The 13,487-nt window shown below is 72.4% G+C and carries 12 protein-coding genes; 9 read left to right on the top strand and 3 right to left on the bottom strand.

What is annotated here, in order from left to right; translation table 11 throughout:
- Window positions 1–152: 152 nt before the first annotated feature.
- Window positions 153–2,192: a S9 family peptidase gene (locus FHS13_RS08015; RefSeq protein WP_184289940.1), complete on the top strand. Its 2,040-nt coding sequence runs from the start codon at window positions 153–155 to the stop codon at window positions 2,190–2,192.
- Window positions 2,193–2,290: 98 nt separating this feature from the next.
- The gene (locus FHS13_RS08010; RefSeq protein WP_184289937.1) at window positions 2,291–3,103 is read left to right on the top strand and encodes an inositol monophosphatase family protein; all 813 of its coding nucleotides are present in this window, start codon (window positions 2,291–2,293) and stop codon (window positions 3,101–3,103) included.
- 85 nt (window positions 3,104–3,188) lie between these two features.
- On the opposite strand, the gene FHS13_RS08005 is transcribed toward FHS13_RS08010, so the two are convergent.
- Window positions 3,189–3,350 carry a hypothetical protein gene (locus tag FHS13_RS08005; RefSeq protein ID WP_184289934.1) on the bottom strand — a complete coding sequence of 54 codons (162 nt, stop codon included), beginning with the start codon at window positions 3,348–3,350 and terminating at the stop codon, window positions 3,189–3,191.
- A 625-nt stretch (window positions 3,351–3,975) separates the two neighbouring features.
- Here FHS13_RS08005 and FHS13_RS08000 point away from each other — a divergent pair.
- The 3 genes from FHS13_RS08000 to FHS13_RS07990 all read left to right on the top strand — a co-directional run bounded on the left by FHS13_RS08000 (window position 3,976) and on the right by FHS13_RS07990 (window position 6,758).
- Window positions 3,976–4,629: a response regulator transcription factor gene (locus FHS13_RS08000; protein ID WP_184289931.1), complete on the top strand. Its 654-nt coding sequence runs from the start codon at window positions 3,976–3,978 to the stop codon at window positions 4,627–4,629.
- On the top strand, window positions 4,626–5,882 hold the full coding sequence (locus FHS13_RS07995; protein ID WP_184289928.1) for an ATP-binding protein: 1,257 nt from the start codon (window positions 4,626–4,628) through the stop codon (window positions 5,880–5,882). The genes FHS13_RS08000 and FHS13_RS07995 overlap by 4 nt, the downstream gene beginning before the upstream one ends.
- 579 nt (window positions 5,883–6,461) lie before the next feature.
- The gene (locus tag FHS13_RS07990) at window positions 6,462–6,758 is read left to right on the top strand and encodes a DUF4193 domain-containing protein (RefSeq protein WP_184289925.1); all 297 of its coding nucleotides are present in this window, start codon (window positions 6,462–6,464) and stop codon (window positions 6,756–6,758) included.
- A 156-nt stretch (window positions 6,759–6,914) separates the two neighbouring features.
- Here FHS13_RS07990 and FHS13_RS07985 read toward each other — a convergent pair whose 3' ends face one another.
- Complete coding sequence (locus FHS13_RS07985) at window positions 6,915–7,193, bottom strand: DUF4235 domain-containing protein (protein WP_184289923.1); 279 nt, start codon at window positions 7,191–7,193, stop codon at window positions 6,915–6,917.
- Between the two features lie 195 nt (window positions 7,194–7,388).
- On the opposite strand from FHS13_RS07985, the gene valS reads away from it, so the two are divergent.
- The 4 genes from valS to FHS13_RS07965 all read left to right on the top strand — a co-directional run bounded on the left by valS (window position 7,389) and on the right by FHS13_RS07965 (window position 12,250).
- Window positions 7,389–9,974, top strand: coding sequence for a valine--tRNA ligase (gene valS / locus FHS13_RS07980; RefSeq protein ID WP_184289920.1), 2,586 nt, complete (start codon window positions 7,389–7,391; stop codon window positions 9,972–9,974).
- A gap of 112 nt (window positions 9,975–10,086) precedes the next feature.
- The gene (gene dut / locus FHS13_RS07975; protein WP_184289917.1) at window positions 10,087–10,563 is read left to right on the top strand and encodes a dUTP diphosphatase; all 477 of its coding nucleotides are present in this window, start codon (window positions 10,087–10,089) and stop codon (window positions 10,561–10,563) included.
- 57 nt (window positions 10,564–10,620) lie between these two features.
- On the top strand, window positions 10,621–11,448 hold the full coding sequence (locus FHS13_RS07970; protein WP_184289914.1) for a DUF3710 domain-containing protein: 828 nt from the start codon (window positions 10,621–10,623) through the stop codon (window positions 11,446–11,448).
- Between the two features lie 58 nt (window positions 11,449–11,506).
- Complete coding sequence (locus FHS13_RS07965; protein ID WP_184289911.1) at window positions 11,507–12,250, top strand: PIG-L deacetylase family protein; 744 nt, start codon at window positions 11,507–11,509, stop codon at window positions 12,248–12,250.
- A 65-nt stretch (window positions 12,251–12,315) separates the two neighbouring features.
- On the opposite strand, the gene FHS13_RS07960 is transcribed toward FHS13_RS07965, so the two are convergent.
- Window positions 12,316–13,416 carry a serpin family protein gene (locus FHS13_RS07960; protein WP_184289908.1) on the bottom strand — a complete coding sequence of 367 codons (1,101 nt, stop codon included), beginning with the start codon at window positions 13,414–13,416 and terminating at the stop codon, window positions 12,316–12,318.
- Window positions 13,417–13,487 lie beyond the last annotated feature (71 nt).

The raw sequence follows: 13,487 nt of genomic DNA, 5'->3' as shown, positions 1-13,487 counted from the left end.
CGGTGCGCGCCCCGGGTCCTGTTCTCCGCGCCGCGGGCACCGACGGCCGGCGGGTCCCCCGCCGGCCGTATCGAACAGAGGGCGTAAACACCGCTGACCCCTCGGTCGGTAATGTGTGGCGCAACACGAGTCGACAGGTCAGGAGTCATCCCTTGGTCCGTTCCTGGTACGAACTTCCGGAGTACGTCCGTCTCCGCCGCGTCAGCGGTCTGCGCCTGTCACCCGACGGAACCCGCCTGGTCGCGCCCGTCAGCGGCCTGTCGCCCGACGGCACGTCCTTCCGCAGCGCCCTGTGGGAGATCGACGTCCGCCCCGAGGCCGAGGGCGGGCGCGCCCCCAGGCGCCTCACCCGCGGCGCCAAGGGCGAGGCCGCCGTCGACTTCCTCCCCGACGGGTCCGTCCTGTTCACCAGTGCCCGGCCCGACGCCGAGGCGGCCGAACCCGAGGAGAAGCCCAAGGCCTCCCTGTGGCTGCTGCCCGCCGACGGCGGCGAGGCCCGGCAGGTCGCCTCCCGCCCCGGCGGCATCGGCGCCTTCACCGTCGCGCGGGACAGCGGCCTGGTCTCCTTCGCCTCCGACACCCTGCTCGGCAGCGGCAGCGAGGAGGAGGACCGCGCGGCCCGCAAGGCCCGCGCGGAGGCCGGGGTCAGCGCGATCCTCCACGAGGAGCTGCCCGTCCGCCACTGGGACAGCGACATCGGCCCGGGGCGCCCCCGACGCTTCGTCGCCGAACCGCCCGCCGACGAGGAGGCCCGTCTGGGCGAGCCCCGCGACCTCACCCCCGACGCCGGATCGGCGCTGCTCGACGGGGGGTCCTGCCTCACCCCCGACGGCACCGCGCTGATCACACCGTGGCGGGTCCCCGCCGGCCGGGGCGCCCACCGCACCCGGATCGTGCGCGTCGACACCGCCACCGGGGAGCGCAGCACCCTCCTGGACGATCCGGACGCCCAGCTGGGCGGCCCCCTCGTCTCCCCCGACGGGCGCCTCCTCGCCTACACGCGCTTCTTCGCGGGCGAGCCCGGCGGGGAGCCCCGCAGCCTCGAACTGCGCATCCTGGACCTGGAGAGCGGGCAGAGCCGGTCCGCCCACCCCGGCCTCGAACTGTGGGCCCGGGGCTACGCGTGGTCGGCCGATTCCCGGTCGCTGTTCTTCGGTGCCGACGAGAACGGCCGCCTTCCCGTCTTCCGCGCCGACACCGCCGAGGGCACGGTCGTCCGCCTCACCGGTGACCACGGCTCCTACACGGAGCTCAACCCCTCGCCCGACGGCCGCTACGTGTACGCACTGCGCGACGCCTGGGACGCGCCGCCCGCCCCCGTGCGCCTGGACGCCGGTGCCGTGGACGGGCAGCCGGTGCACCTGCGCACCCCCGGGTCCGAGCTGACGATGCCCGGCACCCTCACCGAGATCGAGGCCACCGCCGACGACGGCACCCGCGTCCGCTCCTGGCTGGTGCTGCCCGAGGAGGCCTCCGCCGACTCTCCCGCGCCGCTGCTGCTGTGGGTCCACGGCGGCCCCTACATGAGCTTCAACGGCTGGTCCTGGCGCTGGAACCCGTGGCTGATGGCCGCCCGCGGCTACGCGGTCCTGCTGCCCGACCCGGCCCTGTCCACCGGCTACGGCCAGGACATGCTCCGCCGCGCCTGGGGCCGCTGGGGCGAGCGCGTGTTCGCCGACCTCATGGCGGTCACCGACGCCGCCGTGGCCCGCGACGACATCGACGGCGAGCGCACCGCCGTGATGGGCGGTTCCTTCGGCGGTTACATGGCCAACTGGATCGCGGGGCACACCGACCGCTTCCGCGCGGTCGTCACCCACGCCTCCCTGTGGGGTCTGGACGCCTTCGGCGGCACCACCGACTACCCGCCGGTGTGGGAGAGCGAGTTCGGCACTCCGCTGGAGAACCCCGAGCTCTACGAGCGGAACTCGCCCCACCTGCACGCGGCGGACATCCGCACGCCCGTGCTCGTCATCCACGGCGACAAGGACTACCGCGTCCCCATCGGCGAGGGTCTGCGCCTGTGGCGCGACCTGCTGCTGCACGGGGTCGAGGCCAAGTTCCTCTACTTCCCGGATGAGAACCACTGGATCCTCACACCCGGGAACGCGCGGATCTGGTACGAGACGATCCTGGCCTTCCTCGACCACCACGTCCACGGCAAGGAGTGGAACAGGCCCGGACTGCTCTGAACCGGACACGGCGCCGGCCGGGCACCCCATGGCGCCCGGCCGCGCCCGCGTCCGGGGATCCCCCCGGACGCATCCCATCGCGACAGGGAGAGGCATCCATGACCACCGCCCACACCGCACCCGATCCTGAGAGCCTGCGCGACCTGGCCGTGCGGGTGGCGGCCGAGGCCGGTGAGCTCGCCGCCAGGGGACAGGAGGGGGTCACCGTCCTCGAGACCAAGTCGAGCCCCACCGACGTCGTCACCAGGATGGACCGGGTCACCGAGGAACTCGTCCGCTCGCGGCTGCTGGCCGCACGGCCCCAGGACGCGGTCCTGGGGGAGGAGGACGGCGACACGGCGGGCAGCAGCGGCGTGCGGTGGGTCGTCGACCCGATCGACGGCACCGTCAACTACCTGTACGGCCAGCTCGACTGGGCCGTGGCGATCGCCGCCGAGATCGACGGCGTGGCGGTGGCCGCCGCCGTGAACGTACCCCGGCGCGGCGAGATGTACGAGGCGGTGCGCGGCGGCGGTGCGCGCCGCAACGGCGAGCCCCTCCAGGCGCCTCCCGCCGTGCCCCTCGCGGAGGCGCTGGTGGCCACCGGCTTCGGCTACTCCGCCGAACGGCGCGGCCGTCAGGCGAAGGTTCTGACCGAGGTGCTTCCGCGCGTCCGCGACATCCGCCGCAGCGGATCGGCCGCCGTCGACCTCACCGGGCTGGCGGCGGGCCGCTTCGACGCCTACTACGAGCGCGGCCTCAACCGGTGGGACTGGTCCGCCCCGGGCCTGGTCGCGAGCGAGGCGGGCATCCGTGTGGGCGGGCTCCACGGGGAAGCGCCCTCGAAGGACCTGGTGGTCGCCGCCCGGCCGGAGCTGCACGAGGCCCTGTCGGACCTCCTGGCCCCTCTGGGGGCCGACACCGACGGGTGACACGGGACGGGGCGCGGCAGGCCTCCTGCCGCGCCCCGGTGCGCTCTTTCGCGGGCCGGACCTCGCCGGTCCCGAGCGGGAGCCCTCAGGCGCAGTCGACGCCGTTGCGGGCGGCGATGCGGTACAGGTCCTCGAGCTCCGAGGCGTGGGCGTCGGCGAGGAACTCGTCCCCCACCGCCCTGGCCGTCTGGAGCGACCGGTGGGTCTCGTTGATCCGGACCTTGATCTCCGCGAGGAACTCGCCCATTGCACCTCTTCCAGGGGTAGGAGAACCCGGGCACGCCTGTGCCGGGGTCCTCGGTGTTTCTCGGGTCCGGCGCGTGCAGAGAGCACGTCCGGGATGGTCACGACCCTGTGACAAGTGCGCCCGTCGCGGTCCGGAGACGGGACTCCAGGACTTTCCCGCGGGTGCCTGGTATCTCTACCGCACCCGGATCGTCCCCAAACCTCCGCTCTCGCACGTGACTCTTTCGTGATCTTCGCGGGGGAGCCTGGGGTTGCGGCCGACGCGCGGGCGGAAGTGTTCCACGGCACACCGCCGGGTAAACCATTTTGCTTACTCGATTCTTATTCTTGATGTGGCACATTCGAGATGTGCGGGGTTGAGCCGCCGCCGGCGGTTGGGGGATTCGCCGGTGGCGGCTCCCCTCGCGCAGTGGGGGTGAAAGCTCCCGGACCAGCGCCGCTTCCCGGCGCGGGGCGAAGGAGGGGCGGCCGGATTCGCCAGGGCCGCCCGGACGGTTTAACGTCTCCTTACCCCCGCCGTGGAAGAACGGGGAACGCGGCCGGGACCACGAACGCCGCTGCCGGTGTGTTGGGGGATGCGCCGGCAGCGGCTCTTTTTTCCCCAGGTAGTGAATGAGGACAGAGCGTTGCGCGTACTCGTGGTCGAAGACGAACAGGTTCTGGCCGACGCCGTCGCGGTGGGCCTGCGCCGCGAGGCGATGGCCGTCGACGTGGTCTACGACGGCAACGCCGCCCTGGAGTACACCGCGATCAACGACTACGACGTGATCGTGCTCGACCGGGACCTGCCCGGGACCCACGGTGACGACGTCGCCCGCACCCTGGTCGCCGAGAGCTACAACGGCCGCATCCTCATGCTCACCGCCTCGGACGCGGTCCAGGACAAGGTCGAGGGCCTCAGCCTGGGCGCCGACGACTACCTGGCCAAGCCTTTCGCCTTCGCCGAGCTCATCGCCCGCGTCCACGCCCTCGGGCGCCGCTCCACGCCCCCGCTCCCGCCGGTCCTGGAGCGCTGCGGCATCACCCTCGACCCGGCCAACCACCGCGTCCACCGCGACGGCCGGGAGGTCACCCTGACGCCCAAGGAGTTCGCGGTCCTCCATGTGCTCATGCGGGCGCAGGGCACCGTGGTCAGCGCCGAGGGCCTGTTGGAGAAGGCATGGGACGAGAACGCGGACCCCTTCACGAACGTGGTCAGGGTCACCGTCATGACCCTGCGCAAGAAGCTCGGCGCCCCGCCCGTCATCCAGACCGTGCCCGGCGCGGGATACCGGCTGTGAGACCGGCCGAGCACCCCGAGCCCGGACAGGTCGAACCCACCCGGCCAGGAGACACGGGGACCTGGCGCCATCTCGCCCCCGGAGGGCCGACCGAGTCCCGCCGGGAGGGCGGGGAGCGCGCCACCGCCTCCGAACGGGTCCACCGCTTCACCGACAACCTCAGCCTGCGGGCGCGGCTCACCCTCATCTACGGGATGCTGTTCTTCGCGGCCGGCTCGCTGCTGGTCCTGGTCAACTACCTCGTCGTCGCGCTCCTGCTCAACGCCATGCTGAGCGAGGACAGCGCCGCCGACCTGCTGGCGCACAGGTATCTCATCGAGGAGGTCCTCACCCACGTCACGCGGTTCTCGCTTCTGGCGCTGTTCACCGTGGGGCTCCTCGCCGTGGCCCTGGGCTACGCGGTGGCCGGACGCGCCCTGTCCCCGCTGCAGAAGATCACCCGCATCACCCGCCACCTGTCCGAGCGCTCCCTGCACGAGCGCATCGCGCTCTCGGGGCCCGACGACGAGATCCGGGAGCTGGCCGACACCTTCGACGGGATGCTGGAGCGCCTGGACCGCGCCTTCGACGGGCAGCGCCGCTTCGTCGCCAACGCCTCCCACGAACTGCGCACACCCCTGGCGATCAACCGCACCCTCCTGGAGGTCGCGCTCAGCGCCCCCGACGTCTCGCCCGATCTCAAGACCGTCGGGCAGACCCTGCTGGAGACCAACGCCCGCCACGAACGCCTCATCGACGGTCTGCTCCTGCTCGCCAGGAGCGACCGGGAGCTGGAGGTGCGCAACCGCGTCGACCTGGGAGAGGTCGCCGAGAGCGTGCTCAGCCAGCTCTCCGGTGACATCGCCGACGCCGGTCTCCACCTGCGCCGGGACCTGCGCCCCGCCCTGGTCACGGGCGACCCCGTCCTGCTGGAGCGCCTGGTCGGCAACCTGGTGGAGAACGCCCTCAAGTACAACGTCGAGGACGGGGAGATCACCGTGCGCAGCGGCATGTACGAGGGCAGGCCCGCCGTGCAGGTCGAGAACTCGGGCAAGGTCATCCCCGCCTACGAGATCGAGGGGCTGTTCGAGCCGTTCCGCCGGGGCTCGGCCGACCGCGTCGGCTCCGGCCGCAGCGCCGGGCTGGGCCTGTCCATCGTCCGCTCGGTGGTGCGCGCGCACGAGGGCGTGGTCAGCGCGTGGCCGCGTGCCGGAGGCGGACTGGTCGTCACGGTCTGCCTGCCTCTGCCGCCGGGAGAGGTCGGCGCGCGCTGACTTCCGCGCCCGGTGGGACCTAACTCACAGAAAACGTGCTCTGTTTCTGTAAACCCTTTCGTTGCGCTCTTTTGTACTCCTTGTGGTGCTTTGTGAACGCCCGAACATATCCCCTGGGGCGGGCTATGGGGCCCAAGCTGCGTTAGTCGACGCTTCGTGGTATCTATACGTGTCCGAAGACACGCTCACCCGGTTCCCGGACGCCGAGTCCGGGTGTGTATGCTTCCCCGGGCGTGGACACGGAGGGAATCCCTCCTGACGTGGGCATGTCCTTGTTCCCGCCCGCACCTGAGGGGGTCCCGCGCTTTGTCCGGCGTGGGCGTGGACGACTTTCCAGGCCTGTGAGCCACCCGGCGGTGGGCGGTATCCCGGGAATCGGAGACGAGGCGGCCGTCGCGCGTGGCCGCCTTCGGACACGATCCCGTGAAAGTGCTGCCGGTCTGTGAGCGGTGACCCGGGAGGGGGCACAGTTCACCGAACACCGGGAAAACTCAACGACCGAATCGGGCACAACAAAGGTCTCTCGAGCGTTACACCCGCGCGACGAGGCATTGAACGAGGGGGATGGAGCTAGCCACGATGGCGACCGACTACGACAGCCCGCGCAAGACCGACGAGGACATCAACGAGGACAGCCTCCAGGAGCTGCAGGCCCGGCGCGTTGACAAGGGCACCGGAACGATCGACGTCGACCCCGACGAGGTCGCCGAGGGCATGGAGCTGCCCGGCGCCGACCTGTCGGGCGAGGAGCTCGCCGTGCGGGTGCTGCCGCGCCAGGCCGACGAGTTCACCTGCTCGAGCTGCTTCCTGGTGCAGCACCGCAGCCAGCTCGCCAAGGAGCGCGGCGGTCAGCTCGTCTGCAAGGAGTGCGCCTGAGCGACGGGACGGCAGCCGTCAGGCCCGTCCCGCAGGCCCGCGCAGCGCGCGTATCGCAATCCGAGGCGTCCCTCCGGGGCGCCTCGCGCGTTTTCCGGGAGGCCGGGCGGCCCACCGCGACCGTGCACGGCGGACCGCCTGCCCGGTCCGGGCGGCTCAGACGCCCGAACCGGCGCGGGTGGACGGGAACAGTCCCTTGCGCGTGGCACGCACGGCCAGCACGCGGGCGACCTCGACGCCGACACCGGCGAGCACGGCCCAGCCGATGGCCTTGCCCAGGCTCACGTCGGGGGAGTCGACGTCCACGGGCGGCTCCTCGCCGACCGCGCGCGTCCATGCGAAGGCCAGGGTCCTGCGGGCGACGAACTCCGCGGCGAACCCGGCCACGAAGCCCAGGGCGATCGGTCCGAGCTCACCGCCGCTCTTCTTTGCCATGTGAATCGCTCACCGTTTCCTGTCGTGTGTACGGAAGCGGGCGGCAGGCGCCCGTCCCCAGGATGGACGAGACGATCCTTTCACGCACACCCTTCCCGCGGGCGGGTCGCCCCGGCCGGGGGCCGGACGGGGCGCGGACCCCGCAGGGCGCGAATCCGGAGCGATCAAGCTGCGGGGCGCACTACCATTGCCCCCATGACCAACCGCTCTCATTCCTTCCGCATGCCCGACAAGCCTTCGCTGGACGGTATCGAGGCGAAGTGGGTCGACGTATGGGATGAGTCCGGCGTCTACCACTTCGACCGCACCCGCAGCCGCGAGGACGTCTACTCCATCGACACCCCGCCGCCCACGGTCTCGGGATCGCTGCACATCGGCCACGTGTTCTCCTACACGCACACCGACACCGTCGCGCGCTTCCAGCGGATGAACGGCAAGGCCGTCTTCTACCCGATGGGCTGGGACGACAACGGCCTGCCCACCGAGCGCCGGGTCCAGAACTACTACGGCGTCCGCTGCGACCCGTCGATCCCCTACGACCCGGACTTCCGGCCGCCGGCCAAGCCCGACCCCAAGCGCCAGGTGCCGATCTCGCGGCGCAACTTCATCGAGCTGTGCGACGAGCTCACCGCGGAGGACGAGAAGGTCTTCGAGTCGATCTGGCGGCGCCTGGGTCTGAGCGTCGACTGGCGCTACACCTACGCCACCATCGACGACACCTCCCGTACCGCGGCCCAGCGCGCCTTCCTGCGCAACCTGGCGCGCGGCGAGGCCTACATGGCCGAGGCACCCACCCTGTGGGACGTGACCTTCCGCACCGCCGTGGCCCAGGCCGAGCTGGAGGACCGCGAGCGGCCCAGCGCCTACCACAAGGTCGCCTTCCACAGGCCCGACGGCACCCCGGTCCACATCGAGACCACCCGCCCCGAGCTGCTGGCCGCCTGCGTCGCCCTGGTCGCCCACCCCGACGACGAGCGCTACCAGGACCTGTTCGGCACCACCGTGCGCACCCCCCTCTTCGGTGTCGAGGTGCCCGTCAAGGCGCACCGCCTGGCCGACCCCGAGAAGGGGTCCGGCATCGCCATGATCTGCACCTTCGGCGACACCACCGACGTCACCTGGTGGCGCGAGCTCCAGCTGGAGACCCGGCCGATCATCGGCTGGGACGGCCGCGTCGTCGCCGACCCGCCCCAGGGCCTGGAGTCGGGTGCCGCCCGCCAGGCCTACGACAAGCTGGTCGGCGCCACCGTCCACACCGCGCGCGAGCGCACCGTGGAGATGCTGCGCGAGAGCGGCGACCTGGTGGGCGACCCCAAGCCGATCACACACCCGGTCAAGTTCTACGAGAAGGGCGACAAGCCCCTCGAGATCGTCACCACCCGCCAGTGGTACATCCGCAACGGCGGCCGCGACGAGGAGCTGCGCCGGCAGCTGGTCGAGCGGGGCCGGGAACTGGCCTGGCACCCCGAGCACATGCGCGCCCGCTACGAGAACTGGGTCGAGGGGCTCAACGGCGACTGGCTGATCAGCCGCCAGCGCTTCTTCGGCGTCCCCTTCCCCGTCTGGTATCCGCTCGACGCCGACGGCAACCCGCGCTACGACGAGCCGATCCTGCCCACCGAGGACCAGCTGCCCGTGGACCCGAGCTCCGAGGCGCCCGCGGGCTACACCGAGGACCAGCGCGGGCAGGCCGGCGGATTCATGGGCGACCCCGACGTCATGGACACCTGGGCCACCTCGTCGCTGTCCCCGCAGATCGCCTCCGGATGGGAGCGCGACAACGACCTGTTCGAGCGCGTCTTCCCGATGGACCTGCGTCCCCAGGGCCAGGACATCATCCGCACATGGCTGTTCTCCACGGTCGTGCGCGCCCACTTCGAGAACGGCACGCTGCCCTGGCGGACCACCGGTATCTCCGGATGGATCCTGGACCCCGACCGCAAGAAGATGTCCAAGTCCAAGGGCAACGTGGTCACCCCGCTGGCGCTGCTGGAGAAGTACAGCTCCGACGCGGTCCGCTACTGGGCGGCCAGCGGGCGCCTGGGCACCGACACCGCCATGGACGAGGGCCAGATGAAGGTCGGGCGCCGCCTGGCCATCAAGATCCTCAACGCCAGCAAGTTCGTGATGTCGGTGGCCGGCGAGGGCACCGCCGCCGACCCGGCCGCCGTCACCCGCCCCCTGGACCGGGCGATGCTGGCCGCCCTGGCCGACACGGTCGAGGAGGCCACCGCCGCCTTCCGCGCCTACGACCACACCCGGGCCCTGGAGCGCACCGAGCGCTTCTTCTGGGACTTCTGCGACGACTACCTGGAGCTGGTCAAGGCCCGCGCCTACGACACCGACTCGGCCGAGGGAGCCTCCGCCCGCGCCGCGCTGCTCCTCGCCCTGGGCGCCCTGCACAAGCTGTTCGCCCCCTTCGTGCCCTTCGTGGCCGAGGAGGTCTGGAGCTGGTGGCAGGAGGGCTCGGTCCACGCCCAGCGCTGGCCCGACGCCGCCGAGTACCGCACCGCGGCCGCCGACGGCGACCCGGCCGTGCTCGCCGCCACCGCCGAGGTCCTCCAGGCCGTGCGCAAGGCCAAGTCCGAGGCCAAGCTGTCCATGCGCGCCGAGGTCGAGCACGTGCGCGTGGCGGGCAAGCAGGTCGAGGCCGCACGGGCCGCCGCCGGCGACATCGCCGCCGCCGGCCGCGCCGCCGCGATCGACTTCGCGGCCACCGACGACGCCGAGCTGACCGTCGAGGTCACCCTGCCCGAGAGCACGGAGGAGTCCGCCGGATAGGCGGGGCACCGGTCGCGCGGCCGGGGACGGGAGCACTCCTGTCCCCGGCCGCCCGCCTCTGCGCCCTCCGGTGCGCCGGGGCAGGGGCCCGGGAGCGATAGGCTCGGCCATTGTGAGTACCACATCCCCGGAAGGCGGACGGGTCGGGATCGCGGTTCGCCGCCTGGACCCCGGTGTCCCGCTGCCCGAGTACGCGCACCCCGGCGACGCGGGGGCGGACCTGTGCACCTCGATCGACGTCGTCCTGGAACCCGGGGAGCGGGCCACGGTCCCCACCGGTCTGGCGATCGCCCTTCCCGACGGGTACGCGGCCTTCGTGCACCCGCGTTCGGGACTCGCCGCGCGCTGCGGCGTCACGCTCGTCAACGCGCCGGGCACGGTCGACGCCGGCTACCGGGGCGAGATCAAGGTGACCCTGATCAACACCGACAAGGACACCCCGGTGAAGTTCACCCGGGGGGACCGGATCGCGCAGCTGGTCGTCCAGCGCGTGGAGAGGGCGGTGTTCACCGAGGCCGGTGAACTGCCAGGGTCGGTCCGCGGAGAAGGCGGTTTCGGTTCGACCGGGGGCCACGCGGCACAGCGTTGACGCGCGGGCACGTTCCCGGAGCGATGCCGGGGCCAACGAACAGCGAGAGGTGAGGGCGTGTTTGGACGCCGCGGCAAGAAGCGGGACAAGAACACCGGGCACGAGGAGCAGAAACCCCGTGAGGGTGCTGCGGGAGCGGTCTCCTTCGGAAACGAGGTCGAGCCGGTGAGATCCGGCGGAGAGCCGGTCAAGGAGGCCGACCGCCACCGGGCCACCGGCCCGTGGGACTCTCGGGAAGAGGCCCCCGAGGTCAAGCGCATGGACCTGGGCAGCATGAAGGTGCCGATGGAGCAGGGCACCGACATCCAGGTCAACGTCGCCCAGGACCGCCAGGGCAAGCAGAAGATCATCGGCGTGACCCTGGTGCGCGGCAAGACCGCCCTGCAGGTGCAGCCCTTCGCCGCACCCAAGTCCTCCGGCCTGTGGGACGAGATGCGCGAGGAGCTGCGCGAGCAGGTCGTCAAGCAGGGCGGCAAGGCCGAGGAGCACGACGGCACCTTCGGCCCCGAGCTCAAGGCGCTCGTCCCCGTGCCCGGCCGTACCACCGAGGACGGCAAGCAGCTGGCCCAGCGCGTGCGCTTCATCGGGGTGGACGGTCCGCGCTGGGTGCTGCGCGGCGTGATCCGGGGCGAGGGCGCCGCCAAGCCGGAGGTCATGGCCGAGGCCGAGAAGCTCTTCGCCGACATCGTCGTGGTGCGCGGCGACCACCCCGTGCCCCCCAGTGAGCTGCTGCCCATCACCGTGCCCAAGCAGATCCAGGAGCAGATGGCCAAGGCGGCCCAGGCGCGCGCGGCGCAGGCGGCGCAGGCCCGCCGCGACGCCGCCCGCCAGGCCGGCAACGGAGCCGCCCCCGGCGGGACCCCAGGCGGCCCCGCGCAGGCCTGAGCGCGGGTGCGCGCCGCTGTCGTGGACGTGCCGGGGAGCGTTCCGTAGTGTGTGTTCCATGACTCAGACCACGGAGAACACCGCTCCCCGCCCCTTTCCCGAGGACTGGGGGAGGGCTCTGGCGGTGGTCGCGCACCCCGACGACCTGGAGTTCGGCGCCTCCTCGGCGATCGCCCGCTGGACCGCGCAGGGCAAGAAGGTGACCGAGCTCCTGGTCACCAGGGGAGAGGCCGGGATCGACGGCATCTCCCCCGAGGACTGCGCGCCCCTGCGCATGGAGGAGCAGCGCGCCTCGGCCGCGGCGGTGGGTGTGGACGAGGTCGAGTTCCTCGACTTCCCCGACGGGCTCCTGGAGTACGGTGTGCCGCTGCGCCACGCCCTGGCCGGGGCGATCCGCCGCCACCGGCCCGAGGTGGTGGTCTCGATCAACTTCCGTGAGAGCTTCCCCGGAGGGGCGGGCGGCTTCAACCACGCCGACCACCGTGTCCTGGGCCCGGCCCTGCTGGACGCGGTCCGCGACGCCGCCAACCGGTGGGTCTTCCCCGAACAGGTCGCCGACGGGTTGCAGCCGTGGCCGGGTGTGCGCCTCGTCGCCTTCGCGGCCTCCCCCCTGGCCGGCCACTACGTCGAGCTGTCCGAGGACGACCTCGCCGCGGGCGTGGCCTCCCTGGACGCGCACAGGGTCTACCTGGAGAACCTGGAGGGCTTCGACCAGAAGTCCTTCCTGCCGCGGGCGGCCGCACAGGCGGGCGAGTGGGCGGGTGTGCCTCTGGCCACCGGCTTCGAGGTCTTCGAGGTCTGAGCGTCACCCGTCGCCCGCGAGGGCTGCCCCGCGGCCGCGGTCCCCCCGTCCGCCGCCCGCCGCCCTCATGGGCGGGACGGGCCGGGGTCGACGGGATCGGTGACGCGGCCCAGGAAGAGCAGTGCGCCGCGGCGGCGCAGCGCGAACACGAACGGCCGGTCCACGGTGAAGGCCACCGGCCGGCGCGGAACGGCGGCCGCCGTCAGTATCATCGCGGCGGTGGCCGCGGCCCCCTCGGCCCCCCGCTCGTCGACCTTCAGCACGGACCGGTGCAGGATCTCGTCGACCTTGAGGGGCTCGGGCCCGATGCCGTCGAACTCCGCCTCGTCCGTGGCCATCCGCCGCACCCCCAGCGACGCCAGCGGCTCCACCAGGGAGGTGTCGGTCTCCACCGAGAAGCGGGGGAGGGACAGGGCCACCTCCTGGACGGACCGGCCCCGATGGAGGGCGGCCAGCTCCCCGCCGGTGAGCGGAGCGGCACCCGGCTCGTCGGGCAGGAGCACGTCCAGGGACAGGCCGTGGTGCCCCTCGAGGGTCACCATGCCCCATCCGTGCGCGCGGCTGAACGGGCAGCGGCCGGTCCGGACCATGGTGGGCACCTTCCGCCTGCCCCCGGGGGAGTGGAAGGCGCGGTCCCTCGTGTACGCGGGATCGAACGGGTCCACCCATGCGACCTTCGCCCACAGCGCGTTGACCAGCAGCAGCCGGGTGTCCTTGCCCGGCACGCCCCGGGGCAGCAGCTCCCCGATGAGACCGCGGGTGGTGTCGGACACCTTGCCGTTGACGCGCCTGCGCACCCCTTCGGCGTCGCCGGCGAAGTCGGCACCCGCCACCTCGGCCCCCGGGCGCGCGCCCACCCGCTCCGCGAACCGGGGGAGCAGCGGCAGGTCCGCGGGCACGTACAGACCGTTGAACGCGGCCAGATCCAGGCCCTCCTCGGCCTCGACGGCCGCGTCCAGAGCCGGCAGGAGCTCCTCCGGCCCGGCGCCCAGCAGGGACCGGAGCTCGTCCAGGGTCCGTCCGGAGGCTCCGGCCGCGAGCAGCGCCAGCACGGTGCCCACCGAGTGGGGGGACCACACGTGCGAGGCGTCGTGGCGTGCCAGTCGCCGGTCCACGGCGGCGGCGAACTCCAGATGGTCGGTCCGGGGGGCGGTTCGAGGCGGCATCGGGCTCCTTCGCTCGCGGTCGCCGCCCAGAGTACGGAACCGGTGACGGCGTGCGCCACCGCCCCGCCGGG

The sequence above is a fragment of the Nocardiopsis algeriensis genome, assembly GCF_014203695.1.
Taxonomy (GTDB): Bacteria; Actinomycetota; Actinomycetes; order Streptosporangiales; family Streptosporangiaceae; genus Nocardiopsis; species Nocardiopsis algeriensis.
Note: the sequence above shows the minus strand (reverse complement) of the source record. Positions and strands in the feature narration are given on the sequence as shown.

Coding starts and splice junctions, on each gene's coding strand:
- FHS13_RS07990 (WP_184289925.1), top strand. CDS start 6,462: ATGGCGACCGACTACGACAGCCCGCGCAAGACCGACGAGGACATCAAC.
- FHS13_RS07985 (WP_184289923.1), bottom strand. CDS start 7,193: ATGGCAAAGAAGAGCGGCGGTGAGCTCGGACCGATCGCCCTGGGCTTC.
- FHS13_RS07965 (WP_184289911.1), top strand. CDS start 11,507: ATGACTCAGACCACGGAGAACACCGCTCCCCGCCCCTTTCCCGAGGAC.
- FHS13_RS07960 (WP_184289908.1), bottom strand. CDS start 13,416: ATGCCGCCTCGAACCGCCCCCCGGACCGACCATCTGGAGTTCGCCGCC.
- FHS13_RS08010 (WP_184289937.1), top strand. CDS start 2,291: ATGACCACCGCCCACACCGCACCCGATCCTGAGAGCCTGCGCGACCTG.
- valS (WP_184289920.1), top strand. CDS start 7,389: ATGACCAACCGCTCTCATTCCTTCCGCATGCCCGACAAGCCTTCGCTG.
- FHS13_RS08005 (WP_184289934.1), bottom strand. CDS start 3,350: ATGGGCGAGTTCCTCGCGGAGATCAAGGTCCGGATCAACGAGACCCAC.